Raw genomic sequence first — 26,780 nt, 5'->3', positions numbered from 1 at the left:
GGAAGACTCGTCATGTCGGGTTGGCGATGCGCCGGATTCTAGGCAGAGCCACCCGACTTCAGTTTTTTCCATTCCTGGTCGATAGCGCCGGGAGATTCCGTCCTGACCCCGAGCCCTACGCGATGAGCACGCCCTCGATCCTGACCCCTTCCGGCCGTGTCCTGACCCCGCAGGAAGCGGTGGTCGACACCGCCTTCTGGCAACTGCTGCGCCAGTTCAGCTGGGCCGGCGCGGCGCTGCATCTGCTCTACATCCCGCTGTTCCTGAGCTTCGGCGCACGCACGCTGGCCGCGGCCAGCGTCGGCAGCGTCGGCCTGCTGGCGGTGGCCACGGTGCTGCAGCGCATCGGCCGCACGCAGGGCTCGTTCTGGGTGCTGCTGGGCGGCGTGGCGGCGCATGCGCTCTTCGGCGTGTGGGCGCTGGGCTGGGACAGCGGGCTGTGGTGGCCGCTGGTCGGGCTGCTGCCGGCCATCATCCTGCACACCCGGCTGACCGAGGACATCCGCTGGCGCGCTGCGGTCTGCCTGATCGCCGGCTGCGTGACGCTGCGCCTGGGCAGCCAGCTCGCCGCGCCGCTGCACGAACTGCCGCCAGTGGTGCTGGAGACGCTGATGCAGGCCAATCTGCTGATGGCGCTGCTCATGCTGATGACGCTGGCCAAGGTGAGCCGCCGGCTGACCGACGAGACGAGCACCCAGCTCGGCGAGCTGCTGCAGCGCGACAGCCTGACCCGGCTCGACAACCGCCGCCACTGGACGATGCTGGCCCAGGCCCGGCTCGACGAGCGTCCGGCCGCCGGCGAAGACGGCGAGCTGCCGCCCGAGGGCCTGCTGACCGTGGCGGTGGCCGATCTGGACGGCTTCCGGCTCATCAACGAGCGCTGCGGCCACGAGGCCGCCGACCGCTCGCTGTCGGGCATCGCCCGGGTGCTGCGCGACAACCTGCGCACCACCGACCTGGTCGGCCGCTGGGGCGACGAGGAGTTCATCGTGATGATGAGCGGGCTGGAGATGCCCGAGGCCTTCGAGCGGGTCGAGGCGCTGCGCAGCCGCATCGCCCAGCTCGGCGTGCCGCATGCCTATGGCCAGCTGCCGGTGTCGGCGACGATCGGCCTGGCCGAGATCGCGCCCGGCGAGAGCCTGAGCGCGGCGATCCGCCGCGCCGAGCGCGCGCTGGCCGAGGGCAAGGGCGGCGGCGGCAACCAGGTCGTCAGCGCTCAGCCTCCGGTCGCGGCCAGCAGCGGCCGGGCGGGCGCCGCGCCTGAAGCGCCGGTCGTCGCGCTGACCGACGCGGCCGACGCCTGAGCAATCACCGGAACCGGCGCCGGGCCGAAGCCCACCGAGAAGACCGCATCGACCGCGCCGTCGGACTCGAGCACCACCGCACCCGGCCCGCACAGCGCGAGGTCCTCGCCGGCAGCGATGAAATGATCGTCCGGATCGCCTTCCTGCGTCAGCCACAGCCGGCCGTGCTCGACCGCGATGCGCAGGATGCCGTCATGCGGACGACTCAGGGAAGTCACATGGCCGCGGGGCAGCACCCGGCGGGGCGAAAGGGGTGAGAGGTCGCTGTCCATGACTGCACCTTAGGCGAGCGGCCACGCACCGCACAGCGACACGCACCGACCAGCACAGCCGCGACAACAACGGTTCCAGCCTCGACTGTTCCGGTCGGGATGCGCCGGATCTGTACTGGTCGCCGCAGCGCAGGTCCCGACAGAATGGGGCTCGAACGGGACTTCTCATGCCGCCGCAGCCTGCCCTCCTCCCCGCGCCTCTGCCCTCGTCGCTTCCCGCGCCCACGTCCGCCAACGACACGCTCTACCTGCAGATCGCCGAGCGCATCGCGCAGCCGATCCGCGCCGGCACGCTGGCGCGCGGCGAGCGCATTCCGTCGGTGCGCGAGCTGGCGCGCCAGCAGGGCGTGTCGCTGTCGACCGTCGTCCAGGCCTACCGCACGCTGGAGGACGCCCGGCTGATCGAGGCCCGCCCGCGCTCGGGCTACTTCGTGGCCGCGCGCGCGCCGCGCCTGCCCGAGCCCGAGCCCTCGCTGCCGCCGCCCGACTCGCGCCCGGTCGATGTCAGCTCGCTGGGCGAGCAGGTGATGAGCCTGGCCACCGATCCGCGCTACATCTCCTTCGGCGCCGCCTGCCCGAGCGGCGAGCTGTTCGCGCAGGACCGGGTGCGCCGCGCGGTCAGCCGCGCCGCGCAGCGCCACCGCGCCTCGCTGTGCCGCTACCCGATCGGCCCGGGCCACGAGCTGCTGCGCCGCGCCGTCGCGCGCCACGCGCTCGGCCTGGGCTGCCAGCTCGACGCGCGCGACATCCTGGTCACCAACGGCTGCCAGGAGGCGATCAGCCTGTGCCTGCGCGCGGTCACCCAGCCCGGCGACGTGGTGGCGCTGGAGTCGCCGACCTCCTTCGGCTTCCTGGAGATCCTCGAGAGCATGCACCTGCGCGCGCTGGAGATCCCGACGCATCCGCGCACCGGGCTGTCGCTGGACGCGCTGCAGCTGGCCTTCGACACCCAGCCGGTCAAGGCGGTGCTGGCGGTGCCGACGCTCTCCAACCCGCTGGGCGCCTCGATGCCGCTGGCCGAGCGCCGCCGGCTGGCGCAGATGGTGGCCGAGCGCGGCATTCCGCTGATCGAGGACGTGCTCTACAACGACCTGGCCGAGCAGGACGACCGCCGCCGCGCGGTCAAGGCCTTCGACACCGGCGGCCATGTGATGATCTGCGGCTCCTTCTCGAAGACGGTGGCGCCGGGCATCCGCCTGGGCTGGGTCGAGGCCGGGCGCTGGAGCGCGCAGGTGCGCCGGCTCAAGGCGGTGCATTCGGGCGGCCACACCGAGCTGCTCGAGCTGGCGATGGCCGATCTGCTGACCCAGCCCGGCCACGGCTCGGCCTACCGCCAGCTGCGCACCACCATCGCCGCGCGGGTCGACGAGGCGCGCGGCCTGATCGCCGAGAGCTTTCCGCGCGGCACCCGCGTGACCGATCCGGCCGGCGGCTTCATCCTGTGGATCGAGCTGCCCGGCGGCCTGGACTCGACCGCGCTGTTCGAGGCCTGCCTGGCCGAGCGCATCTGCATCGCGCCGGGCACGATGTTCAGCGCCACCGGCCGCTACCGCCACTGCATCCGCCTGGGCGTGGGCGGGCGCTGGGACGAGCCCCACCGCGCCGCGCTGCGCCGCATCGGCGAGATCGCCCGGACGATGGCCGAGCGCAGCGCCGGATGAACGTCGCCGTCCGCACGCTGTGCGCCTTCACCGCCAAGACGGGCGACCTGGACGTGCGCTTCACGCCCGCGCCGACCGCGCTCGAGGGTCAGGAAGGCCATGCGGCCGTCGCCGCCCGTCGCGGCGCGGGCTACCAGCGCGAGATCAGCCTGTCGGGGCAGCACGGCGAGCTGCGGGTGCGCGGCCGGACCGGTGGCGCAGTCTGCGGGCTGCGCGGCAGACATTTCTCAGGTGCGCACGACGACGGCAGAGTCGGCCGAGAAGCCGTCCGGCCCCGGCACGAATGGCCGGGCCAGCGCCGCCTGCGCCTCGGCGTCCAGCCGACGCCACAGGGCGTCGCGGGCATTGCCCGGATCGCCCTGCACGGAGAACTGCGTTGTCAGCAGCTCGCGCCCGCCGAGCTTGACCTTGACATGGATGTGCGGCGTGCGGCGTGCGGCGTGCGGCCGGTGTAGGGCCGCGGGCTTGAGCGTGCGGAAACGGAAGCGGCCGTCCCGGCCAGCGTGACCTGGCCGAAGCCCTGGAAGGCGGCGTCGGCCCGGTCACCATCGCCGGGGTGGTGGTAATGGCCGGCCTCGTCGGTCTGAGACGGCGTCGGGCGCAGGGCAGCGGCCTGCGCCCGGGCGGCACCCCACCCGATCGGCAGGGACGAGACGATCACCACGCCGGCGCCCTGCAGCAGCAGGAAGCGGCGGGAGGCGGGCAGGATCGGCGGCATGAACGGCTCCGGAGAGAACAGACAGAAGGTCGGAAAACAACGCAGGCTGCGGCTTGAAGACATCACGGACCGGATTCGGTTCCCGAGGCTGGCAAGATTCCAGCCATGCTGCGCTACCACACCCTCCCCGTCACCGCCTTCGCCCAGAACTGCTCCATCGTCTGGGACGACCAGACGAAGCAGGCCGCCGTCATCGACCCCGGCGGCGACCTGCCCGAACTGCTCGCCACCGTCGAGCGGCTCGGCCTGAAGCTCGAGCAGATCTGGCTCACCCACGCCCACATCGACCACGCCGGCGGCACCGGCGAGCTTTCGCGCACCCGCGGCCTGCCGATCATCGGCCCGCACCGCGGCGACCAGTTCTGGATCGACGGCCTGCCTCAGCAGAGCAGGATGTTCGGCTTCCCCGTGGCCGAGCCCTTCACGCCGACGCGCTGGCTGGAGGACGGCGACACCGTGACGCTGGGCACGCACACGCTGGACGTGCGCCACTGCCCGGGCCACACGCCCGGCCATGTCGTCTTCCACAGCCCGGAGATGAAGCGCGCCTTCGTCGGCGACGTGCTGTTCGCCGGCAGCATCGGCCGCACCGACTTTCCCGGCGGCCACCACCAGACGCTGATCGACTCGATCACCCAGCGCCTGTGGCCGATGGGCGACGACACCGTCTTCATTCCCGGCCACGGCCCGGAGAGCAGCTTCGGCGAGGAGCGCCTGGGCAATCCCTATGTGCGCGGCACCTGACGGCGCCATCGCGCGCGTGTCGGTACCGAGCCACACCCGGACGCACTGAGGCGGTGCATCGCCTTCGTCCGTTGGGATGAAACCCGCCGCGCACCGGGACAGCCGCCTTGCGCCGCGGTACCCGCTGGCCTATCGTCGGCGGCAATGTCGATCTCTCCGCCCCGCTCTGCCGCGCCGCCGGACAGCCTGCTCGACAGTCTGGCCCTGTCGCCCGCGCTGAAGGCGCTGGCGCGGCAGTCCGTGCTGCGCCGCTACCGCAAGGGCGTGCTGCTGATCCAGGAAGGCGACGTCGGCGACACGATCTATCTGCTGCTGTCGGGCCGGGTGCGGGTCTACTCGAGCGGGCAGAGCCCGGGCAGCGGCAGCCACGAACGCCAGATCACCTTCGGCCTGCACGGCCCCGGCGAGATGGTCGGCGAGATGAGCCTGGACGGCGGCCCGCGGGCCACCAGCGTGATCACCACCGAGGCCACCTCCGCCGGCGTGTTCACCCGCAGCCTGCTGCTCGAGCACATGCGGCTGCATCCCGAGCTGGCCCTGGAGCTGCTGATGCGGGTCATCGCGCGGGCACGCAGCGCCACCCGCGACGCCCGCAACATGGCGCTGCTCGACAGCTACGGCCGGCTGTCGATGCTGCTCGACGAACTGGCCGAGCCGACCGCGGACGGCATCCGGCCGATCGACGCCCGGCTGACGCACTCCGAGATCGCCAGCCGCATCGGCTGCTCGCGCGAGATGGTCAGCCGGCTGCTGAAGGATCTGGAGCGCGGCGGCTACATCGATCAGGCCGGCCAGCGCCTGACGCTGCGCCGCCCGCTGCCGCTGCGCTGGTGAGCGCTCAACCGGCCGAGTTGCGCAGCGATGGCGGCCCGAACTGGCGCGCCGGTCGGGGCGCACGCACGTAGAGCGGCTCGACCTTGGGCAGGCTGGCCTCGATGTCGCGAATACGGGTGTTGCCGGCCGGATGGGTCGACAGGAACTCGGGCGGCGCGCCCTTGCTGGCCTCCATCATCTTCTGCCACAGCGTCACGCCCGAGCGCGGGTCATAGCCGGCGCGCGCCGCCAGCTCCATGCCGACCAGATCGGCCTCGGACTCGTCCTCGCGACCGAACTTCAGCGTCAGCAGCTGGCCGCCCATGTTGGCGACCGTGCGCCCGACATCGCCCAGACCGAGCAGCGCCGCACCGATGCCGATCACGCCCTGGGTCGCCATCTGCTTGCCCATGCGCTCGCGGGCATGCTCGCGCAGCGCATGCGCCATCTCGTGGCCCATGATCATCGCCACCTCGCTGTCGCTGAGCTGCAGCTGCTGCAGGATGCCGTAGTAGAAGGCGATCTTGCCGCCGGGCATGCAGAAGGCGTTGATCTCCTTCGAGCCGATCAGGCTGACCTCCCACTGCCAGTCGCGCGCGCGCCGGTTCCACTCGTAGGTGAACGGAATCAGCCGGTCGGCGATCGCCTGCAGGCGCTGCTGCTGCGGATGACTGGCCGGTGCCAGCGCCTTCTTGCCGGAGGCCTCGGTGCGCATCTGCTGGTACTGGGCCGCCGCCGCGCCCTCGATCTCCTCGGCCGAGACCAGCTTGGTGAACTTGGAGTTGCCGCCCACCTCGACGCCCTCGCGGGCCAGGGCCGGCCAGGCGGCGGTGGCGGCCGCGCCCGCCAGCAGGCCGGTGAACAGGCGCCGGCGATGCAGCGGGCAGCGGCAGCCGCCGCGGTGCAGGTCGATCGGGGTGGTGATCGTGGCGTCGTGGACGAACTCCGGGATCGGGGTGCTCATGACGGTCAGGACTCCTCTTCAGACTCGAACTCGGGTTCGGACTCGGACTTGGGGCCGGGGCAGGCCCGCTTCAATCGTCGGCCGCCGCCGCGCCCGGCGCGATCTCCAGCGCCTGCACGGTCGGACGCAGCCGCATCAGCATCCACAACGCCGGCAGCGCCGCCAGCGTCGACACGAGAAAGAAGCTCGGCCAGCCGATCGACTCGGCCAGCACCCCGGCCAGCGGGCCGACCCAGACCCGGCCGATCGAGGCGAAGGCCGACAGCATCGCGTATTGTGTGGCGGTGAATCGCTGGCTGGTCAGGCTCATCAGGAAGGCCACGAAGGCCGCGGTCCCCATGCCGCCGGAGATGTTCTCGAAGGCGATCACCATCAGCAGCCCGCCGTCGACCGGCGTGGCCTGCGCCAGCTTCAGGAAGCCCCAGTCGAAGGCCGGCACCGTCAGCCCGGGCAGCGCGCCCTGGCCATGCACCGCCAGCCACCAGAAGCCCAGATTGCTGGCCATCTGCAGCACGCCGAACAGCATCAGCGAACGCCACAGCCCGAGGCGCAGCATCAGCGCGCCGCCCAGCAGCGCGCCGCCGATCGTCAGCCACAGCCCGATCACCTTGTTGACCACGCCGACCTCGGCCGAGCCGAAGGCCATCGCCTTCAGCAGGAAAGGCGTCATCAGGCTGCCGGCGAAGGCGTCGCCCAGCTTGTAGAGCACGATGAAGCCCAGGAAGGCCCAGGCGCCGGGCTGCGCGAAGTAGCTGGCCATGCCGCCCAGCAGCGTCTCGAAGCGCGCCACCCGCGCCGCCCAGGCGCCCAGCGGCAGCGTGATGGCGATGCCGGCCAGCAGCGCCAGCAGATCGGCCCAGCGCTGGCGCAGCGTCGGGGCCAGCGTGGTCTGCTCCAGCAGCGGCCCGAGCAGCGTGCTCGACAAGGGCCCCAGCACCCGGTCGGTCAGCAGGTAGCCGACCGCCGCCGCCGCCAGCACCGCGGCGAAGCCGATCAGGTCATTGCGCGCGACGCTCTCGGGCCGCTCCAGCCGGGGCAGCCGCGGCAGCAGCAGCGCCGAGACACCGGCAGCGGCCACCATCAGCAGCGCCATCAGCCGGTAGACCTCCGGCCAGGTCCAGCCGGCCGGCCCGCCCGCATTGACCGGATCGGTCCAGATCAGCGCGATGCCGCCCGACAGGATCATCGCCAGCCGGTAGCCCAGCACCGACAGCGAGGCGCCCAGGCCCCGCTCGGGCGCGGGCAGCAGGTCGGTGCGGTAGGCATCGATCACCACATCCTGCGAGGCCGACAGGAAGGCGATCGCCACCGCCAGCAGCGCATACAGCCGCATCGACTCCTTCGGCGAGGTGCCGGCCATCAGCAGCAGCGCACCGGCCAGCAGCAGCTGCGTCAGCACCAGCCAGCCGCGCCGCCGGCCCAGCCACGGCGGATCGAAGCGATCCATCAGCGGCGCCCACAGGAACTTGAAGGTGTAGGGCAGACCGACCAGGCTCAGGAAGCCGATGGTCGCGACATCGATGCCCTCCAGACTCAGCCAGGCCTGCATCGCCTGCCCGGTCAGCGCCAGCGGCAGCCCGGAGGCAAAGCCCAGCATCAGCACCGCCGCCAGCCGCCACAGCCGCCAGCCCGGCCCGGCAGGCGCCAAGACAGGCAGGACAGGCGGGTTCGGGGTGGGGGCAGACGCGGTCATGCACCGATTCTAGGAGGCGTCACCCGGCCGGCACCGGGCGGACGCACGATGCACGGCGATCGCTCACAATGCCCTCCCATGCAAGCTGCACCGTTCACCCGACAGGATTTCCGAGCCGCGCTCGGCCTGTTCGCCACCGGCGTCACCATCGTCACCGCCCGCGCGGAAGACGGCACGCCGGTCGGCCTGACCGCCAATTCCTTCAACTCGGTGTCGATGACGCCGCCGCTGGTGCTGTGGAGCCTGGGGCTGCAGGCCGGCTCGATGCCGGTCTTCCGCACTTGCTCGCACTACGCCATCCACATTCTCGCCGCCGAGCAGCGCGAGCTGGCCGAACGCTTCGCCACCCGCGGCATCGACCGCTTTGCCGATCTGGCCTGGAGCGCCGGCGCCGGCGGCGCACCGCTGCTCGACGGCGCGGCGGCGGTGCTGGAATGCCGCAACCGCAGCCGTCACGAGGAAGGCGACCATGTGATCCTGGTCGGCGAGGTCGAGCAGTGCCGCTACCGCGGCGAGGCCGCGCCGCTGATCTTTCACGGCGGACGCTTCCACACCGCCCTGCCCTCGTCCGGCGGTTGAAGCACGGGGCGGCGCCCTCAGTTGAAGAGCATCGATGCACCCACCCGTATCCGGAGCCCTGCCCATGAGCACCGCCGCCTCGTCCCCGTCCGTCCTGGTCAGCTGCCCGCACTGCCAGGCGACCAACCGCATTCCCGAAGCACGCCTGGGCGAACAGCCCGGCTGCGGCCGCTGCCACCAGCCGCTGCTCGACGGCCGGCCGGTCGCGCTCGATGACCTCAACCTCGATGCGGTGCTGCGGCACAGCGACCGGCCGGTCATCGTCGACTTCTGGGCCGCCTGGTGCGGTCCGTGCCGGCAGATGGCACCGCAGTTCCAGGCCGCGGCGGCCCAGCTGCAGGGCCGCGCACTGTTCGCCAAGGTCGACAGCGATGCCTGCCCCGAGGCCAGCGCCCGCCATGCGATCCGCAGCATCCCGACGCTGGTGGCCTTCCGCTCGGGACGGGAGATCGGCCGCCTCAGCGGCGCGATGCCGGCCGCGCAGATCGTGCGCTGGGTCGAGGGGCTGAACGGGCAGGCCTGAGCCGGTCGTGATGGAATCGGCGGGATTCCCAGCCTGCCGCGTACCGATCGCATCCGAACGCTGACAGTTATTTCAATTTCGGCAATTTGAGCCGACCCGGTTGCGGACGCTGGGCAGGTCGGGGCCTACGATGACCTCACCTCGACAACCCTCGGCAACCCGGCCATGAACACCCAGTTCGGCGACCTCCCCGACTTCCGCAATCCGACCATCATCGACGCGGTGCTGCGCGAGCTCGATCATCCGCCGCGCAGCACCCGCAGCGCGCCGGTGCAGCAAGGCAGCCTCGGCTCGGCGCGCATGCGCCCGGTCTGCTGCAGCGTCTGCCAGCGCCGGGTGCTGCCGGCCCAGCTGCTCGATCACATGCAGACCGAGCACGGCGGCCAGGTCTTCAACCGCACCTCCAGTGGCCTGCCGAGGGGCATCTGGTTCAGCGCCCCGGCGCCGGCACGACGCCTGCGCTGACACCCGACGTGCCCGCGGTACGCGGGCTGGCCGCGACTTTCTTGTTCATTTGACATGGACAGAAGATAGACAAGATTTCTTTGTCATGCCGGCGCGTCAAGACGGCCTCGCCTTCGTCGATCTGTGACCGATGCGGCCGGAGCAGCCCCGCTCCAGCCCGAACCTCGGCGACAACTAGGATTCGCGATGAAGAGCGTGCTGCTGGTGGACGACTCGGCCACGATGCTGATGAGCCTGAAGGGATCGCTGGAGATCAGCGGTTTCCGGGTGGAGACCGCGCCCGACGGCGCCGCCGCGCTGCGCCGGCTGACCTCCGGCCTGCGCCCGGACCTGATCATCACCGACATCAACATGCCGCACATGGACGGCCTGTCGCTGATCCGCGAGGCCCGCAAGCTGCTGCGCTTCACGCCGATCCTGGCGCTGACCACCGAGAGCCAGCGCGACAAGCGCGACGAGGCCAAGCGGCATGGCGCCACCGGCTGGCTGGTCAAGCCGGTGGGCGGCAGCGACCTGCTGAAGGTGGTCAACCAGGTCCTGACACGCTGATGCGCAGCCTCTGGGATCACCTGCGGCCGCAGCGCCGGCCCGATGCGGGCAGCCTGGCCGAACTCGACACGCTGCGCCAGGGCCTCGACATCCTGCGCGGCCAGCTCGCGGCGGCCGAGCGCTCGTCGGCCGAGGCGGTGCTCGACATGACCGACCGGCTGGTGCGGGTGCAGCAGCGCTGCGACGCGCTGCAGCGCGAGATGGACCGGCTGCTGCAGACCTCGCGCACCCTGTCGAGCGAGGCGCTCGAGCAGGCCGGCCGGCAGACGCTCGCGCTGGAGGCGATCGGCCGCCATCGCGAGGCGGGTCGATCGGCCGACGAACGCCATCAGAGCGAGATCCGCTCGCTGCTGCAGCAGGTCGAATCGCTCGGCCCCTGGGCCGACCGCATCGCCGAGATCGCCCGTCACACCAACCTGCTGGCGCTGAACGCCGCGATCGAGGCCGCCCGCGCCGGCGAGGCCGGCAGCGGCTTCAAGATCGTCGCCGGCGAGGTGCGCAATCTCTCGGGCATGACGGCCGAGGCGGCCGGCGAGATCAGCAGCGGCATCCGGCTGGCGATCGAGACGCGCAGCCGGGTCCGGCTCGGCGGACCGGCCCGCGATCACGGCGCCGACGAGCTCGGCCTGATCAGCGAGGAGATCGACCTGCTCGCGCGCACGCCCGGCGCGGTGGCACGGCAGGTCGACGAGCTGTCGCGCGAGATGGAGCAGACCACCCGCGAGGTGCGCGACGACATTCTCGAGGCGCTCGGGCGGATGCAGTTCCAGGACATCAACCGGCAGCTGCTCGAGCAGGTGCAGAAGGGGCTGGAGCATCTGGCGCGCCACTGCGAGGCTGCAGGCCAGGGCCCCGACCTGCAGCGCCAGCAGGCGCTGAGCCGCACGATCGGCACCTGGCGCGAAGGCTATGTGATGCACAGCCAGCGCAAGGCCCACGCCGCGGCCACCGGCGATGCCAGTGCAGCCCGAGCGCCGGACGAGCCGCCGATCGAGCTGTTCTGATCAGCCGCAGGCGCCGACGAAGCCGCAGGCGGTGCAGAACTCGCAGCCGTCCTTGTGGATCATCGCGGCGTTGCCGCATTCCGGGCACGGCTTGCCGGCCATCACCCGGTCGACCGCCTGCATGCCGCTGCTCACCGACGCGGCTGCCGGCGACGGGGCCGCCGCATCACCCTCGCCTGCGCTGCCCGGCTGGGCCAGCACGCCCATCTCGCTGACCGGATGGCCCGCCTCGTCCAGGATGCCCAGCATCGCGTAGCGGTGAATGATCAGCCGCGCCACATAGGCCACCGTGCTCGGCCAGACCTGCTGGCGCCGCTGACCCGGCGGCAGGCCCGGCACCGGCGCCATGAAGTGGCCCAGCGGCTCGCCGATGCTCAGCATCTTGCGCAGCTTCATGCCGATCCAGCCCGGATCGATGACGCGCATGTCCAGCGACAGCAGCCGCGCCAGCCCGTCGAAGGCGCGCGGATAGTTGCCGGCGAAGCCGATCGCGCAGGGTCGCGTGACATGGCCGCCCTCGGGCGTCGGCAGCGAGACTTCCTTGAGCGTCAGCGTGAAGGCCTCGCCGCTGGCCGGATTGTCGATGTCGACCGCCCAGGCCAGCGTGCCGTCGACGCCGGTGCGCGGCTCTTCGCGGCTGAACATCGCGTCGAGCACCGGCGTCGGGCCGCCCTCCTGCAGCGCGCCGAGCTGCTCGCAGCGCCAGCGGATCACCGCGGCGGTGGCGGCGACCACGCCGGGAAAGCGCCGACGCTCGCCGGTCGGCGGGAAGGGCATGTCGAAGGCGCGCTCCTCGGCCACCGTCGCCAGCGCGTCGAGCTTGAGCTTGAGCCAGCTCGGGTCGTTGGCACGCATGTCCATCGACAGCGTCTTGGCCAGCGCCGCCAGCCCGCGCGGCTGCTCGGCGCCGTTGAACCAGACCTCGAAGGGCAGCGTCTGGCCGAACAGGCCCGCGTCCGGCCCGGCCTCGGCCGGCAGCTCGCCGATGAAGAGCGCGAAGTCGCCGTGCGGATGCTGGATCAGGTAGCTCCAGGCCGGATTGCCGGCGGCCAGTTCCGGCCGGCCCGGCCAGCGCAGGCTGGCGAGCACCGGCTGCGGCAGCCGGTCCAGGCGCAGGCGGCGGTTGGTGCCGTCGTCGCCCGCCTCGGCCACCGTCAGCGGCTGAGGCTGAGGCGCGGCGGGCAGCGCCGGTGCGGCGGCGGCAGGCGCGGCGGCCGGGGCCGGCGCAGCCGCCGGCGGATCGACGCTCAGCACCGCGCCCAGCACGCTGTTGGGGCGATAGGTCGCCAGCCCCTTCAGCCCAGACTTCCAGGCGATGAAGTACAGATCCTGGAAGTCCTCGTACGGGTAGTCGGCCGGCACGTTGACCGTCTTGCTGATCGAGGTGTCGATGAAGGGCGCCACCGCCGCGACCATCGCCTCGTGCGCCTCGGCGCTCATCTCGAGCGCGGTGACGAAGGCCTCGGTCAGTGGCGCGTTGTGGCCCTTCAGGTGGCGGTAGAGCCGCCAGGCGTGGTCCTCGACCGCATACTCGCGGAAGCTGCCGTCGGCCTCGCGCTTGCGCCGGGTGTAGGTCCAGCTGAACGGCGGCTCGATGCCGTTGCTGGCGTTGTCGGCGAAGGCCAGGCTGATCGTGCCGGTCGGCGCGATCGACAGCAGATGCGAGTTGCGCAGGCCGTGGGCGCGGATGCGCTCCTTCAGGTCGGCCGGAAGCCGTGACGCGAAGCTGCCGCGGCTCAGGTACAGGTCGGCGTTGAACAGCGGGAAGGCGCCGCGCTCCTTCGCCAGCTCGACCGAGGCGCCGTAGGCCGCGTCGCGCATCACCTCGGAGATGCGCCGCGCCATCGCACGCGCCGCCGGCGTGTCGTAGCGCAGGCCCAGCATGATCAGCGCGTCGCCCAGCCCGGTGAAGCCCAGGCCGATGCGGCGCTTGTTCGCGGCCTCCTCCTGCTGCTGCGGCAGCGGCCAGACCGTCTCGTCGAGCACGTTGTCGAGCATGCGCACCGCCACCGCGCAGACCTCGGAGAATGCGGTCTCGTCGAAGGAGGCGGTCGAGGCGAACGGATCGCGCACGAAGCGCGTCAGGTCCACCGAGCCCAGGCAGCAGCAGCCGTAGGACGGAAGAGGTTGCTCGGCGCACTGTCCGGTCACCAGCCCGTTGAAGATGACGGTGTTGCGGTCGACCTGCGTGGTGTCGTAGACCGGGGCGCTGCCCGCCGGCTCGATCGCGCTGATGCGGGCGGTGAAGCGCTGCGACTTGCGCAGCACCTTGTCGGCAGCCCAGGCCTGGTACTTGTCGTTCTTCAGCGGCAGCAGGAAGCCGATCTCGCGCATGAAGACATCGCGCGACTCGCCATCGATGATCAGCTCGTGCGAGGCTTGGCAGGCATAGGCGCGATGGCCTCCGCGACCATCCGGCAGCAGGCGATCTCCCGCCGGGCGCCGGGCGTGAATGCGCGACAGCACGCCGAAGTTGGCCAGCAGCTGCTGGACCTCGCGCAGCAGGGGCCGGTGGACCGAGCTCAGCCGCACCGAGCAGGTGTCGGCGCCCGGCTGGGTGTTGACCGTGCCGTCGGTCTGGAACAGACCGCGCAGATAGCCGCGCACGCAGTCCTCGCTGCCCTGCCAGACGACCTCGGGTACCTGCAGCTTGGTCTCGCGGGTGAAGCCCAGCGTGCGCAGCCAGCGCGCCAGCAGCGTCGAGCGGATCGACACGCTCTGGCGCTGCGGCACCGCGACCGGCGCGACCTGATGGAGCCGCCCCCCCTCCTGCATCGCGCCGAGCACCCGGTTGACGAAGGCGGCCACCGTGTCCGCCAGCGCCCGCTCCTCGTTCCAGAGCGTGATGACCGCCGCCTCCTGGCCATGGCCACGGTTCGTGAAATGCCCGTCACCGGCCATCAGGCCGAGCAGGCAACCCAGTTCCTCCGAGCCCTGCAGGCCGAACTGGCCCTTGCCGGACTGGACCAGCAGCTCGTCGCCCACCTGCAACTCGGAGAGCTTCAGGCGCCCGCGGGGGGTGTGGAAGTCATGCCAGGCGGTGGCGGTGATCTCGTAGCCCTCGCGGGTGACGACCCGGAACACTTGCGCCTGCGGTGCCGTCATGAAGGCCGGAACGGCAGGGCGCACCTCGGTGCCACGCGTCTGCTCGTCGAACACCCGGCGGTCGACCGTCACCTGCAGGTCGACGCCGCTCTGATGCAGCTGGCGGATCGGGATCAGTCCGTACTGGGTGGCCAGCCGGGTCTCGCCGACGACACACGGATTGGTCGCCGTGATCGTCTCGCAATAGCCGAGATTGTTGTCCTCGTTGATGCGATCGATGAACAGGATGCCCGGCTCGGCATGGTCGTAGGTCGAGCGCATGATCTGGTCCCACAGCTCGCGCGCGCGAATCCGGCGATAGACCCACTGGCCGTCGTCGCGGCGCCAGGCGCCGGCGGCCTTGATCTTGCGGCCCGGCTCGGCCTTGTGGACCAGCTCGATGTCGTCGTCGGCCTCGACCGCGCGCATGAACTCGTTCGTGACGCCGACCGAGATGTTGAAGTTGCGCAGGTCGCCCTGGTCCTTGGCGTGGATGAACTCCTCGATGTCGGGATGGTCGCAGCGCAGCACGCCCATCTGCGCACCGCGCCGGCTGCCGGCCGACTCGACCGTCTCGCAGCTGCGGTCGAACACCCGCATGTAGCTCACCGGCCCGGAGGCGTGGCTGTCGGTCGAGCCGACCCAGGCGCCCTTCGGCCGGATGCGCGAGAAGTCGTAGCCGACGCCGCCGCCGCGACGCATGGTCTCGGCCGCCTCGGTCAGCGCGGTGTAGATGCCGGGAAAACCCTCTTCCGGCTCGGCGATCGAGTCGCCCACCGGCTGCACGAAGCAGTTGATCAGCGTCGCGCCCAGCGGCGTGCCCGCCGCCGAGGCGATGCGTCCGGCCGGCACGAAGCCGCGCTCCTGCGCCTCCACGAAGCGGGCCTCCCAGTGGGCGCGAGATTCCGGCGCCTCGCCGGCCGCCAGCGCACGTGCGACGCGCCGGCGCACCTCGGCGGCGCTGCGTTCGCCGCCCTTGGCGTACTTCTCGGCCAGCACCTCGGCGCTGATCGGCTGCGCGGGCAGCGGGGTCTCGTCCCGGGTCCGCTCGTCCCGGCTCACATCCGTCGTCATTCAGCGTTCTCCTGGCCGCACCGGCCGCTCTCTCCTCGGAGCCACCGACTCTGCGCCGGCCGGGCGGTGCGCGCAAGGGCAAATCCATGTGCGCCGCATCAGCTTGTGGTGAACAACTTGACGAACCTGAAATGAGAAATCGATCGACGTTGACCCGACGCAAGGGCCGGCCACGCGGGGCTGGAGATAGTGGGCTTCCACCCCGGCATCACGCGCTGGTCACTCGCTGGAACGAAAGGTGCTGCCATGAACCCGTCCCAAGCTTCCGCCCCGCCGGAGCTGCTGCTGGCCGGCCCGGCCGATGCGCTGCTGCGCAGCCTCGATGCGCTGCGCGGCGTGCGTGATCCCGGCGTCGGCGCCAGCATTCTCGAGCTGGGCCTGGTCGAGTCGCTGCGGCTGCGCGACGGCGAGGCCGAGCTCTGCCTGGTCACGCCCGGGGCCAGCTGCCCGTGCAGCGACCTGACCGCCGACGCGGCCTTCCGCGCCATCCAGCAGGCCCTGCCGGACACCGACATCTACCTGACCCAGGATCACGCGGTCGAATGGAGTCCGCGACGCGCCAGCACCGCGCTGCGGCACCGCCTCGGCGGGCTGCCCGACTTCCATCCGGAAACCGAGCGGGGTCTGCCCTTGCGCCGACCTGACAACCCTGAAGATTGAGTCGGATCAAGACCGGTACCGGAATGCGACTGGCATGATGAATCCATGGCAGTCACCCGTCGTCCCATCTGGATGCGCACCGCGCCGGCAGATCTCGCGCCGCCGCCCCCCGAGCCACCGCGGCTGGGCGGCGATGCGGCGATCGCCGCCCAGGTGCTCGAGGCGCTGCGCACCGTGCGCGAGCGGGGAGACGGTCCGGACATCGTCAGCAGCGGCCGGGTGCATGCGATCGAGGTCGGACCGGACGAGGCGGTGCTGACCCTCAGGCTCGGCGGCGGGCGATGCGGCAGCGCGCAGGTGCTGGCCGAACTGGCCTTCGACGTGATGCGCCAGCAGCTGGCCCCGCTCGATCTCGATCTCTATCTGCGCCACGAGCATTCGGGCGGCTGCTCGAACCACTGAGGCGCAGGCGGTCTCGCTTCAGCCGCGGCCGACGAAGGGCATCGCGCTGGCCATCACCGTCATCTGCAGCACATTGGCCGACAGCGGCAGCGCCGCCATCTGCAGCACCGCGTCGGCGGCATGCTGCACGTCCATCACCGGCTCGACCTTCAGCGAGCCGTCGGCCTGGCGGATGCCGGCGGTCATCGCCGCAGTCATGTCGGAGGCGGCGTTGCCGATGTCGATCTGCCCGACGGCGATGTTCCAGGCGCGGCCATCGAGCGCCGCCGTCCGGGTCAGGCCGGTGATCGCGTGCTTGGTCGCGGCATAGGCGACCGAGCCGGGGCGCGGCACCTGCGCCGAGATCGAGCCGTTGTGGATGATGCGCCCGCCCTGCGGCACCTGCGCCTTCATCGTGCGGAAGGCCTCGCGGGTGCACAGGAACATGCCGGTCAGGTTGGTGTCGACCGAGCGCTGCCAGTCGGCCAGCGTCACGTCCTCGATCGAGACGCCCTGCGTGAAGATGCCGGCGTTGTTGAACAGCACGTCGACGCGGCCGAAGCGCTCGCGCGCGGCGGCGAACAGCGCCGCGACCGCGGCCTCGTCGGTGACATCGGTCGCCACCGCCAGCGTCCGCTCGTGCACACCGGCCTCGGGCTGGGCCGCCCCGGCCTCGTCGATGACCGCCTGCAGGCGCTCCAGGCGCCGTCCGGCCAGCACCACCGACCAGCCCGCACGCAGGAAGGTCAGCGTGCAGGCACGGCCGATGCCGCTGCCCGCACCGGTGATCAGCACGGTGCGCGGGACACGGGACGGGACGCAGGAGGCGGGGGGTGGAGACAGGACGTCGGACATGGGCGAGGACTCTCGGCAGTTCGGGTTTCTGGAGTCCCGATGATGCGCGATCCGCTGGTCGCCAAATAAGAACCCCGCCACGTGTGGCGGGGCCTCCCTGGATGCATATTCGACCTGTCGCCAGACCGAGTCCATGGTGCAGAAGAGCGGGGACTGCAACCCCGCATACACGAATGGAATGGAGCCGATAAGTGGAAAAACGATATGGGCTGCACCTTATCCGGACTTTCCCGCACCGGAAACCCCTCGTTTCGGGGCAGCGGAAAATTGCCGTGACGGAAGTCGGAGATGGACGGATCCAGCCGGGATTCAGGTCAGCACGCAGTCGACCGGCCGCAGCGGCGCCGGCAGATCGCGGTCGCCGAGCAGTTCGCGCACCGAGGCCTCGATGTTGACGCTCATCGCGTCCAGCGCCAGGTCGTTGGGCGAGGTGCCGAAGGGCTCCTCGATCTCGTCGCCCAGCGCCTCGATCGCGAAGAAGGTGTAGGCGACGAAGGTCACCATCAGCGGCGTCATCACCCCGATCGAGTCCAGCAGCCCGAAGGGCAGCATCAGGCAGTAGAGGTAGACGGTGCGGTGCAGGATCACGGAGTAGGTGAAGGGCAGCGGCGTGTAGGCGATGCGCTCGCAGCCGCCGTAGGCATCGTTCAGGCCGGTCAGGCTCTGGTCGATCTGCATCGCCAGCACCGAATCGAGCCGGCCGGCGTCACGCTGCTCGCGCACCCAGCGCGACAGCCACAGCAGCACCGCCATCGCGACGAAGCGCCGCGACAGCACCTCGTCGGCGACATCGGCCGGCAGCAGCCGGCGCAGATCGTCCTCGCCGCTGCGGCCCCGGAACTGGTGGCGCGCCGCATGCACGAAGGCGGCCAGGCCCAGCACGAAGGGCCGCGCGGTGGCGGCATCGGTCATCGTCACCGCCAGGCGCGCGGCGCTGCGGGCATCGGTCAGCAGCCGGCCCCAGAGCTTGCGCGCCTCCCAGTAGCGGTCATAGCTGGCGCTGTTGCGAAAGCCCAGGAAGATCGCCAGCGCGACGCCGACCAGCGAGAACGGCACCGCCGTCAGCGTGATCTTGTGATGCAGCAGCTGGCCATGGAAGACCACCACCAGCACCGACAGCAGCAGGATGCACAGCAGCTGCGGCGTGATGCGGTGCAGGATCGAGCCGCGCACGACGAACAGCATGCGCAGCCAGTGAGGACGAGGGCGAACGATCATGCGGCCGCAGTATCGGGCAAGGCGCGACCGTCTATTGAGGCGGCCCCTGCCGCGGCACCGATGACACCGCATCGCGCGGGGTCGCGCCGCGCACCTCGAAGCGCACCGAGTCGACGCGCCCGCCCGGCAGCCGCAGCTCCAGCTGGTGCCGCCCCGGCCACGGCGCCCAGGCCAGCCGCGCACCCTGCCCGATCCGGCGGCCGTCGAGCCACCAGGTGCCCGGCTCGCCCTGGAAGACGATGCGCTGCACCTTCGGCGGCATGTCCGGATCGAGCGCGTAGAGCGCACCCGGCTTCGGGCTGGCGATGCCACGGTGGGCGGCGCCGTCACGGGTGTGATCGCCACGGCGAATCTCGGCCTGCTCGGTGCCGGCGATGAAGAATTCATCGCGCGCCGGCCGGGCGTCACCGTCGACGAGCTGGCGCACCAGGCCCGGCGGCAAGGGCGGCGCGCGTGACGGCCGCCCGTCGCGCTCGTGCAGGGCCTGCACCAGCGCACGCCAGACCGGCGCGGCGCCGGTCGTGCCGCTGACGGCCTGCATCGGCTCGCCGCCGGCGTTGCCGACCCAGACGCCGACCGTGTAGCGGTCGGTCCAGCCGACGCACCAGTTGTCGCGCAGATCCTTGCTGGTTCCGGTCTTGACCGCCGCGAAGCCGCGCGTCACCAGGGGACTGTCCAGCCCGAAGGTGACCGCGCGCGCCGCGTTGTCCGACAGGATGTCGCCGACCAGCCAGGCCGCCGCGGCGCTGCCGACCTGCCGCCCCGGCCCGATCCGGCCGCCGTTGGCCAGTCCGCGGTAGGCGTTCGTCAGCGCCGCCAGCGTCGTCTCGGCGCTGCCGAGCGCCAGCGCCGCGCCGTGGAAGCCGCCGCTGTGGCTCAGACCCAGCCCCCAGGCATTGAGCCGCTCGAACAGGTCGTCGGGCGTCAGCATCACGCCCAGGCGCACCGCCGGGATGTTCAGGCTCGACGCCAGCGCCACGCGCGCGCTGACCCAGCCGTGGAAGTCGCGGTCGTAGTTCTGCGGCGCGTAGACGCCGCCGCCGGCCATCAGCTGCGTCGGCGCGTCCTCGAGCAGGCTGGCCGGGGTGATCAGGCGGCGCTCGAAGGCCATCGCGTAGACGAAGGGCTTGAGCGTCGAGCCCGGCTGGCGCCGCGCCAGCGCCATGTCCACCGCCGCCGCGTCCGACAGCGCCGCGCCCGACGAGCCGACCCAGGCGATCACCTCGCCGGTGGCGTTGTCGAGCACGACGACCGCACCGTCCTCGACATGGCGCAGGCTCAGCTCGGCGAGCTGGCGCCGCAGCGTGTGCACCGCCAGGCGCTGGATCGGTGCGTCCAGCGTCGTGCGCCAGGTGGCCGGGCGCGGCGCCGGCAGCGCCTGCCAGGCCCGCAGCGCCTGCCGGGCGTAGTGCGGCGCATCGCTCGGTGGTGCCGGCTGCGGCGTGCGTGCGGTGGCGCCGGCCCCCAGCGCACGGGCCGCAGCCGGCCCCAGCGTCGCGCAGTCGATCCGCTGCACCGTCAGCAGCGCACACGCTCGCCGCACCACCACCTCGCGCGGCGCGTTCGGCCCGCGCACCAGTGCCGCCAGGATCGCCGCCTCGGCCGCGTCCAGCCCGCTGGGCAGCTTGCCCAGCAGCACCTGCGACGCCGCCGGCACGCCGACCAGCTCGCCGCGCATCGGCACGCGGTTCAGATAGGCCTCCAGGATCTGCGCCTTCGACCAGCGCGCCTCGATCTGCCGCGCCGCGGCGATCTGCCCGAGCTTGCCCGCGACGCTGCGCCCGCCGGCCGGGCGCGCCAGGTCGCCGTCGACCAGGCCGGCCAGCTGCATCGTGATCGTGGAGGCGCCCTGCGTGGCGCCGCTGCCCGACAGATTGGCCCAGGTGCTGCGCGCCAGCCCCGCCCAGTCGACGCCGGTGTGGGCGTGGAAGCGGTGGTCCTCGGCCAGCACGATCGACGTGCGCAGCGCGGGCGAGAAGTCGGACAGCGCGACCCAGGGCTGGCGACGGGCGGTCGGATCGACGCGGATCGTCTGGATCGGCTCGCCGTGGCGATCGAGCAGGATCAGGTCGGAGGGACGGTGCGCGGCGCGGACTTCCGGATGGGTCGGCAACGGCAGCGCCAGCGCCACCGAACTCGCCCCCCACACCGTCATGCCCGCGAAAGCGGGGATCCACCCACGCCACCGCCTTCGTCGCCAGCCTTGCGAGACCACCATGGTTTCCTGCCGATCAGGGCGTGACCACCTCGAACGCCCCGACCGGGGCCTCGCCGAAGTTCTCCGGCGCGTACATCGCCTCGACCCGCGCCGGCGGCAGCTGGAAGCGGCCGGCGGTGTTGAGCCGCAGCGTGTACTCGACCGTGTGCGTGCCGCGCGGCAACCAAGCGTAGTAGGCCCGCCAGGCCGACGGCAGCCGCTCCTCGTGGACCTTCCAGGCAGAACCCTCCTGCCGCTCGTCACGCGTGGCGATCTGCGAATCACGGCCCAGCCCGCCGCCGAGCACCACCGCGCCGGGCGGCACCGGATCGCTGACGACGACCCAGCCCAGGTCGGTCGTCGCGCTGATCTGCAGCTGCACGCGCAGCACGTCGCCGCGGCTCCAGCGCCCGGCGGTCTGCTGCTCGACCGCCTTGACGGTGCGCTCGATGCGGTAGCCGGCTGCCAGCGGCGCCTTCAGCGGCACCGCGGCCAGGCTCTGCAGCGCCACCCACGGCCGCCCGCTGCCCTGCTGCGCCACCGACAGCGCCGCCGGCGACGAGGCCGCGGCCGGCACCGGAGCCGCCCACGGCAGCGCCAGCACGCCGCCATCGCCCTGGCGCGACCAGTCGAGTTCGCGCGTCGTCGCGCCGAGCGTCGCGCGCGTCCGCCCGGTCACCGGCACCGACTCGTTCACCGCCGAGAAGCGCTGCAGCGCCAGCACGGTCCAGACGTTGGCGGTCGTCGTCGCGAAGGCGCCGCCGCGCTGCGCGTCGAGCCGCGCCATCAGCCCGGTGACGAGGCGCGACAGGTCGTCGCGCCACGGCGCGCCGTCCTCCACCGCCGTCAGCAGCAGCCGCGCCGCGTTGGCGTCGGCCCCGGCCATCAGCCACCACCAGCCGTCGCCGGCCTCGTCGGCGAAGCGCAGCGTCGTGCCGCCGGCCACCCGCCGCGCCTGCAGCAGCCGGCGCGCCTCGTCGAGCCGCTCGGCGCGGTTGGGCACGCCGTCGACGCGGCGCAGGATCGCCAGCCAGTCCAGCAGCGCCGCGGTCGGCCACTGCTGCGGCGCGATCTCCAGCGAGCCGAGCAGCCGGGCATCGGCACGGCCGTGGCGCGACAGCGCCTCGATCGCGGCGAGCTTGCGCACGTCGCGCTCCAGGCTGTCGCTGCCGCCGCGCGGCGACGGGATGCGCCGCGCCAGCCGGCCCTCGACGAAGGCGGTCAGACCGCCGAGCATGGCCTCGCGCGGGCCGTCGGGAATCGTCCAGCCCGCCGCCTGCGACGCCGCCAGCACATAGGCGGTCAGCACGTCGCTGCCGCCGCCGGCCTCGGCGTCGCGCGGCGGGAAGTAGTGCGCCAGGCCGTCGCGGTCGAGGTAGGTCGGCAGCTCGTTCATCAGCGCGCTCCAGCGCGCCACGTCGCCCAGGCCGATCGCGCGCGAGGCGCGCTGCTCCAGACAGCTGTACGGGTAGACCTCGAACCAGCGCCGGAGGCCCGGCAGCGCACCGGCCAGCGTCGGCCTGAGCGTCACCTGCACGCCGCCGACGCCGGGCAGCGCGTCGGCCGGCGGCGCCACCGGCCAGGCGAGCGTGCCGGCGGCGTCCATCTGCCGGATCGTCGCCTGCATCACGCGCACCGGCACGGCCGGCTCGACCTGCTGCGTCACCTGGATGCGGTCGCGCGCGCCCTGTCCGGCCGCGGCGCCGACCTCCTCGGCCGTGCCGGTCCAGGCCAGCGTCGTCACGCCCGCCGGCACGCTGACCGGCCAGCGCAGCTCGGCCGCGCCGCCGGCCGGTATCGCCACCTGCTGCGCCGGCAGCGTCAGCGGCCCGCCCAGCGTCGCCTTGACCGTCATCGCGCGCGCCGTCGTGTTGCGCAGTGTCCAGAGCGCCTCGAAGCGGTCGCCCTCGCGCACCAGCGTCGGCAGCCCCGACAGCATCTGCAGGTCCTGCGTGACGCGGATCGTCGCCGCGCCGCTGCCGAAGCGGTCGAGCTGCGCACCACCGCCGGCGGCCACCGCGACGAGGCGGAAGGCGCTCAGCGAGTCGTTCAGCGGCACCTCCAGCGTCGCGCGGCCCTGCGGGTCGAGCTGCACGTCCGGGCGCCACAGCAGCAGCGTGTCGAACAGCTCGCGCGTCGGGTTGCGCCCGCCGCTGCCGCCCGGCGCCAGCGCCTTGCGGCCGTAGTGGCGCCGGCCGACGATCTCGTTCTGCGCCGTCGACGTCTCGACGCCCCAGGCGCGCGGCGGGAACATCGCGCCGAGCAGATCCCAGGAGTCGTTGTCCATCAGCGCCAGCAGCCCCTCGTCGACCGCCGCGAACGACACCGTGCCGCCGGCCAGCGGCCGGCCGTCGGGCAGCAGCACCTGCACGCCGGTGCGCGCGGTCTGGCGCACGCCGTACTGGGGTTTCTCTGGCTCGACCTTCACGGTCAGCCGGTGGTCGTCCAGGCCGATGCGCAGCGCCGCCACGCCGAGCTTGAACGCCGGCTTGGCCAGATCGACCAGCGCGGTCGGCGCGGTCCACTCCGGCCCCTCCTGGCGCCAGGCGTTCCACCACAGCCGCGGCGAGCGCCAGCCCCAGTCGAAGAACGAGTACCACGGCACCTGCCGCACCCGCCCGCGCAGCACCAGCGCGCTGATGTAGACGTTGGGCGCCCAGCTCGCCGCCTCGGCTGCGTCGGCGCCGGCGGCGCGCTTCGGGATCGGCACCTCGATGACCGGATCGCTGCCGCGCAGCGTGACGACGCGGGCGTCGAGAATGCCCTCGCGCTCGACCGTCACCAGCACGGTGGCCTCGCGGAAGGGCATGCGCACCTGCAGCCGCGCGGTCTCGCCGGGGCGCAGGTCGCGCCGCTCGGGCAGCAGGTCGATGCGGTCGTCGTTGTCCTGGTCGAACCAGAGTTCGCCGCCGCGGCTGACCCACACCGAGCTGCTGGCGGCGCTGCGCCGGCCGCCGCCGTCGGTGGTCTGCGCGATCAGGCGCACCTCGCCCGACGCCGCCAGGTCGAGGTCGCAGGTCAGCAGGCCGCGTGCGTCGGTCTTGCCGCTGCACAGCCGGCCGAGGTCGCGGACCTGCTCCTGCGCGTCATAGGCGTAGAAGCCGCCGACGATCTTCTGGCGCGTCGCCGTCTGGGTGCGCTGCTCGCCGCGCAGCTCCACCGCCTGGCCGGCCTGCGGCTTGCCGGCGGTGTCGAGCACGACCATCTGCACCGGCACCCGGCCGCCCTGCGCCAGCCAGCTGCGTGCGCGGATGCCGACCACCACCGCCGACGGCCACAGCGTCACGCTGCGGCCGACCGTCTGGCGCTCGCCGTTCGGGTCGTCGAAGCTGATCTCGGCAACCAGCTCGGCCGGCACCTTCAGCGCCCGCACCGCGTCGGGTAGCGCCACCTTGGCGGTCGCCGCGCCCTGCGCGTCGGTGCGCAGCGCCTGGCGGTCGGCCAGCAGCTGCTCGCGCACGCGGTCGGGCGACTCGCCGCCGGCGACGCCCGCGTCCGCGCCGCGCTCGGACGGCGGCGTGAAGCTGTAGTCCTCGTAGTCCGGAAACCGCACCCAGGCCGGGCGCAGCAGCGCGTTGAGCGACGCCGCCGTCGCCAGCCCGCCGCCCGACAGGTGGCTGAGCTGCACGCCGAAGCTCAGCTCGCGCGGCGCGACCTGCGGCCCGGCCGGCGCCTGCAGCCGCGCGTCGACCAGCGGCACCTTGAACGCCTCGACGCGGAACTGCCCCGACGACCACGCCGCGCCGCTGCGGTGTCTGAGCGTCACGTCGTACATGCCCTGCCTGGCGTTCGGCGGAATCGTCCAGGCCATCGCCGCGCGATACGGCAGCGTGGTCACGTCGCCGCTGGCCTGGTGGGTGATGTCGACCTGGTCGGGCTGCGCCGCCGCGGCCAGCGCCGCCAGCCCCCGGGCACTCTCGCGGCGCAGATGATGGCGCATCGACACCGTCTCGCCGACGCGCAGCAGCGTGCGGTCGAACACCGTGTGCGCGCGCACCGTGTCGGCATCGTCGAGCGAGCCGCGTGCGGTCGGCTGGCCGAAGCGCCACGACTCGATGCCGCGGCTCCAGTCGCCGAAGACGAAGGCCAGGTCGCGGCTGCCGTCGGCACGCGCCGGGCCGCGCGCGGTGACGAACAGGCCGTCGTGGCTGATGCAGTCGCTGAGCGAACCGCTCTCGTCGAAGCCGCGCGGAATGCGCGCCAGCCCCTGCGCGTCGGTGCGGCCCGACCACAGCGTCACGCCGCGGCAGTCGTTGACGGCAACATCGGCGCCGGCCACCGGCTGCGCACGGTCCAGCGTCGTCACCCAGACCAGGCTGTCGCTGCGACCGCGCTTGAAATGCACGCCGATCGGCGTCACCAGCACGCCGGTGCGCACGTACATCGGCGCCTCGCGGTCGAGCAGCGCGCGCCCGAGCACGCGCGACGACACCTCGACGAGGTGGTAGCCCGAGCGCTTGAGCGGCAGGCCGATGACCTCCGTCGCACCCGGCGTTTTCGCCGTCTCGGGCGACGGTGCCGGCAGATCGGCGCGCTCGACGCCCTCTTCCCTGGCCAGCAGCGACAGCTCGCGCGTGCCGACGACACGGTCGCGCGTGACGCGGCGCGGCCGGCCGTCGTCGCCGGTGACCGTCTCGGTGACGGTCCAGTCCTTCGGCGGCAGGCCGGCCTCCCGGGCGGTGACGCTGCTCTCGTGATGGCGATTGACCCGAGCGTACCACTGCAGCAGCTCGCGGTCCGGCGTTGCCGCGCCGAGCCACTTGACGCTGACGCGCGCGCGCGGCGGCGGCCCGCCGCCGTCCTGCACATGGCGCAGCGTGATCGGCAGCAGCCCCGGCTCGTCCGGCCCCGGGCCCTGTTCCAGCACGCCGAACGGCGCCGCGGCGAACTTGGCCAGCGGCGGCATGCCGCCGGTCGCCACCGCGAGCGGAAACACCGACGCATTCGCCAGCGCCCGCCCCGACTCGTCGCGCAGGTCCCTGGGCAGCACGATCGTGTAGCGCGCGTTCTCGGCCAGCGGCCCCGGGAAGGTCAGTTCCGACAGCGCCGGCTCGGTGTTGCCGGCCGCGAACTTCGGCGCCACCGCGCTGCCGCCGCCGACCGGCTGCAGGCGGATCTGCGCCAGCTGCGCACGCGGCACCGCTTCGCTGAAGCGCAGCGTCAGGGGCCGCAGCGGAATGCACGGCGCCTCGGCGCGCTCGCGCTCGCAGGTGAATTCGGCGGTGAAGCGCTCGCGCACCTCCCAGGCGAAGCGCTGCGGCTGGCGCGTCAGCACCGCCGGGTTGTTCGCCGCCGCGATGCCCGGCCCCCAGACCAGCCGCACGCCGGCGGCCGGCGGCAGCGGGCGCTGGCAGGTCAGCACCAGCACCCGCGCGGCGTCGGCCGCGGCGATCTCGTGCAGCTTCAGCAGCGCCGCCCGCGGCGCGCCCTCGACGAGGCTGACCGGCACGCGCTCGCCGATGCCCTGCACCTCGCACCAGGCGTTGCGCTGCACCGTGTCGGGCACCGCCGGGCCGTTCAGGCGCAGCAGCCAGTGCTGGTCCTCCTCGATCGACGAGCCTTCGTACGGCTCGACCGACTCGACCACCGGCCCGCCGGATGTGAAGCGGAACTCGCGCGGCCCGTCGAGCGGGCCGTTCAGCGGCTTCCAGCCCGGCGCGATCGCGAGGCGGCAGGCCACGCCCGGCGGCAGCGTGCGGTCCAGGTCCCAGGCCCACTCGCGGTCGCTGATCCAGCGCCGGCTGCCGGCCGGCGCCTTGCCGCCCAGCCCGTCGCAGGCCAGCACCGCCGGATCCGGCAGCGCCGGCGACCCGAAAGGCACCACCGCCGTGTCGAAGCGCAGGCGGATCTGCGCCGCCTCCGACACCTCGCCGCTCGGCACCGCCGACACCACCCGCGCGCCCCAGGCCGACCCGGCGGCCGCGGCCAGCGCCGCCATCAGCACGCCACCGAGCCGCCCGCGCCACCGCCGGCCGCCGGGCCGCCCTGTCTCTTGTCGCTGTCCGTCCACCCGATTCCTCCT

At 72.6% G+C, this 26,780-nt stretch carries 20 protein-coding genes and 1 pseudogene; 12 read left to right on the top strand and 9 right to left on the bottom strand.

Going from position 1 to position 26,780, the window contains the following annotated elements:
- Positions 1–122 precede the first annotated feature (122 nt).
- Positions 123–1,304 carry a GGDEF domain-containing protein gene (locus NFT33_RS06595; protein WP_251674046.1) on the top strand — a complete coding sequence of 394 codons (1,182 nt, stop codon included), beginning with the start codon at positions 123–125 and terminating at the stop codon, positions 1,302–1,304.
- Here NFT33_RS06595 and NFT33_RS06590 read toward each other — a convergent pair.
- Complete coding sequence (locus NFT33_RS06590; RefSeq protein WP_251674044.1) at positions 1,217–1,576, bottom strand: DUF2917 domain-containing protein; 360 nt, start codon at positions 1,574–1,576, stop codon at positions 1,217–1,219. The two genes, NFT33_RS06595 and NFT33_RS06590, sit on opposite strands and share 88 nt — an antisense overlap.
- 167 nt (positions 1,577–1,743) lie before the next feature.
- Here NFT33_RS06590 and NFT33_RS06585 point away from each other — a divergent pair, with 167 nt between their 5' ends.
- Both NFT33_RS06585 and NFT33_RS06580 read left to right on the top strand, forming a co-directional pair.
- A complete protein-coding gene (locus tag NFT33_RS06585) occupies positions 1,744–3,237 on the top strand; it encodes an aminotransferase-like domain-containing protein (protein WP_251674042.1) in 1,494 nt (497 codons plus the stop codon).
- Positions 3,234–3,434: pseudogene (locus NFT33_RS06580) on the top strand (hypothetical protein); the annotation flags it as partial. The gene NFT33_RS06585 and the pseudogene NFT33_RS06580, both read left to right, overlap by 4 nt.
- Positions 3,435–3,616: 182 nt before the next feature.
- Here the strand turns inward: NFT33_RS06580 and NFT33_RS19220 are convergent.
- Positions 3,617–3,955: a hypothetical protein gene (locus tag NFT33_RS19220; protein ID WP_309296126.1), complete on the bottom strand. Its 339-nt coding sequence runs from the start codon at positions 3,953–3,955 to the stop codon at positions 3,617–3,619.
- 105 nt (positions 3,956–4,060) lie between these two features.
- On the opposite strand from NFT33_RS19220, the gene NFT33_RS06570 reads away from it, so the two are divergent.
- Together NFT33_RS06570 and NFT33_RS06565 are read left to right on the top strand one after the other, a co-directional pair.
- A complete protein-coding gene (locus tag NFT33_RS06570) occupies positions 4,061–4,699 on the top strand; it encodes an MBL fold metallo-hydrolase (protein ID WP_149504688.1) in 639 nt (212 codons plus the stop codon).
- 144 nt (positions 4,700–4,843) lie between these two features.
- The gene (locus tag NFT33_RS06565; RefSeq protein ID WP_251674040.1) at positions 4,844–5,533 is read left to right on the top strand and encodes a Crp/Fnr family transcriptional regulator; all 690 of its coding nucleotides are present in this window, start codon (positions 4,844–4,846) and stop codon (positions 5,531–5,533) included.
- A 4-nt stretch (positions 5,534–5,537) separates the two neighbouring features.
- On the opposite strand, the gene NFT33_RS06560 is transcribed toward NFT33_RS06565, so the two are convergent.
- Both NFT33_RS06560 and NFT33_RS06555 read right to left on the bottom strand, forming a co-directional pair.
- A complete protein-coding gene (locus NFT33_RS06560; RefSeq protein WP_251674037.1) occupies positions 5,538–6,476 on the bottom strand; it encodes a M48 family metallopeptidase in 939 nt (312 codons plus the stop codon).
- A gap of 70 nt (positions 6,477–6,546) precedes the next feature.
- Entirely contained in the window at positions 6,547–8,169 is a 1,623-nt protein-coding gene (locus NFT33_RS06555) for an AmpG family muropeptide MFS transporter (RefSeq protein WP_376744130.1), read from the bottom strand.
- Between the two features lie 78 nt (positions 8,170–8,247).
- On the opposite strand from NFT33_RS06555, the gene NFT33_RS06550 reads away from it, so the two are divergent.
- The 5 genes from NFT33_RS06550 (at position 8,248) to NFT33_RS06530 (ending at position 11,289) form a co-directional block, all read left to right on the top strand.
- Positions 8,248–8,748: a flavin reductase family protein gene (locus NFT33_RS06550; RefSeq protein ID WP_149504693.1), complete on the top strand. Its 501-nt coding sequence runs from the start codon at positions 8,248–8,250 to the stop codon at positions 8,746–8,748.
- 64 nt (positions 8,749–8,812) lie between these two features.
- Positions 8,813–9,271 carry a thioredoxin TrxC gene (gene trxC / locus NFT33_RS06545; RefSeq protein ID WP_220784525.1) on the top strand — a complete coding sequence of 153 codons (459 nt, stop codon included), beginning with the start codon at positions 8,813–8,815 and terminating at the stop codon, positions 9,269–9,271.
- Between the two features lie 165 nt (positions 9,272–9,436).
- The gene (locus tag NFT33_RS06540; RefSeq protein ID WP_251674035.1) at positions 9,437–9,736 is read left to right on the top strand and encodes a hypothetical protein; all 300 of its coding nucleotides are present in this window, start codon (positions 9,437–9,439) and stop codon (positions 9,734–9,736) included.
- Between the two features lie 186 nt (positions 9,737–9,922).
- Positions 9,923–10,285 carry a response regulator gene (locus NFT33_RS06535; RefSeq protein WP_149504696.1) on the top strand — a complete coding sequence of 121 codons (363 nt, stop codon included), beginning with the start codon at positions 9,923–9,925 and terminating at the stop codon, positions 10,283–10,285.
- Entirely contained in the window at positions 10,285–11,289 is a 1,005-nt protein-coding gene (locus NFT33_RS06530) for a methyl-accepting chemotaxis protein (RefSeq protein WP_309296125.1), read from the top strand. Before NFT33_RS06535 ends, NFT33_RS06530 begins: the two co-directional genes overlap by 1 nt.
- Here NFT33_RS06530 and NFT33_RS06525 read toward each other — a convergent pair whose 3' ends face one another.
- Positions 11,290–15,447, bottom strand: a complete 4,158-nt coding sequence (locus tag NFT33_RS06525; protein ID WP_251674032.1) for an LAGLIDADG family homing endonuclease — start codon at positions 15,445–15,447, stop codon at positions 11,290–11,292. It lies immediately after the preceding gene.
- A 246-nt stretch (positions 15,448–15,693) separates the two neighbouring features.
- On the opposite strand from NFT33_RS06525, the gene NFT33_RS06520 reads away from it, so the two are divergent.
- Entirely contained in the window at positions 15,694–16,107 is a 414-nt protein-coding gene (locus tag NFT33_RS06520; RefSeq protein WP_149504698.1) for an iron-sulfur cluster assembly protein, read from the top strand.
- Positions 16,108–16,152: 45 nt separating this feature from the next.
- A complete protein-coding gene (locus tag NFT33_RS06515) occupies positions 16,153–16,509 on the top strand; it encodes an iron-sulfur cluster assembly protein (RefSeq protein ID WP_251674030.1) in 357 nt (118 codons plus the stop codon).
- A gap of 18 nt (positions 16,510–16,527) precedes the next feature.
- Here NFT33_RS06515 and NFT33_RS06510 read toward each other — a convergent pair whose 3' ends face one another.
- The 4 genes from NFT33_RS06510 to NFT33_RS06495 form a co-directional block, all read right to left on the bottom strand.
- Positions 16,528–17,343: an SDR family oxidoreductase gene (locus tag NFT33_RS06510; protein ID WP_251674027.1), complete on the bottom strand. Its 816-nt coding sequence runs from the start codon at positions 17,341–17,343 to the stop codon at positions 16,528–16,530.
- A 309-nt stretch (positions 17,344–17,652) separates the two neighbouring features.
- A complete protein-coding gene (locus NFT33_RS06505; RefSeq protein WP_251674023.1) occupies positions 17,653–18,561 on the bottom strand; it encodes a bestrophin family protein in 909 nt (302 codons plus the stop codon).
- Positions 18,562–18,592: 31 nt separating this feature from the next.
- Positions 18,593–20,716: a penicillin-binding protein 1C gene (pbpC, locus tag NFT33_RS06500; RefSeq protein ID WP_251674020.1), complete on the bottom strand. Its 2,124-nt coding sequence runs from the start codon at positions 20,714–20,716 to the stop codon at positions 18,593–18,595.
- Positions 20,717–20,792: 76 nt separating this feature from the next.
- Complete coding sequence (locus NFT33_RS06495) at positions 20,793–26,768, bottom strand: alpha-2-macroglobulin family protein (protein WP_251674017.1); 5,976 nt, start codon at positions 26,766–26,768, stop codon at positions 20,793–20,795.
- Between the last annotated feature and the right edge of the window lie 12 nt (positions 26,769–26,780).

Origin of the sequence: Sphaerotilus sp. FB-3, from assembly GCF_023706025.1 — a bacterium.
GTDB classification, from domain to species: domain Bacteria; phylum Pseudomonadota; class Gammaproteobacteria; order Burkholderiales; family Burkholderiaceae_C; genus Sphaerotilus; species Sphaerotilus sulfidivorans.
The sequence above is the reverse complement of the archived record's forward strand: the minus strand, read 5'-3'. Positions and strand labels throughout refer to the sequence as shown.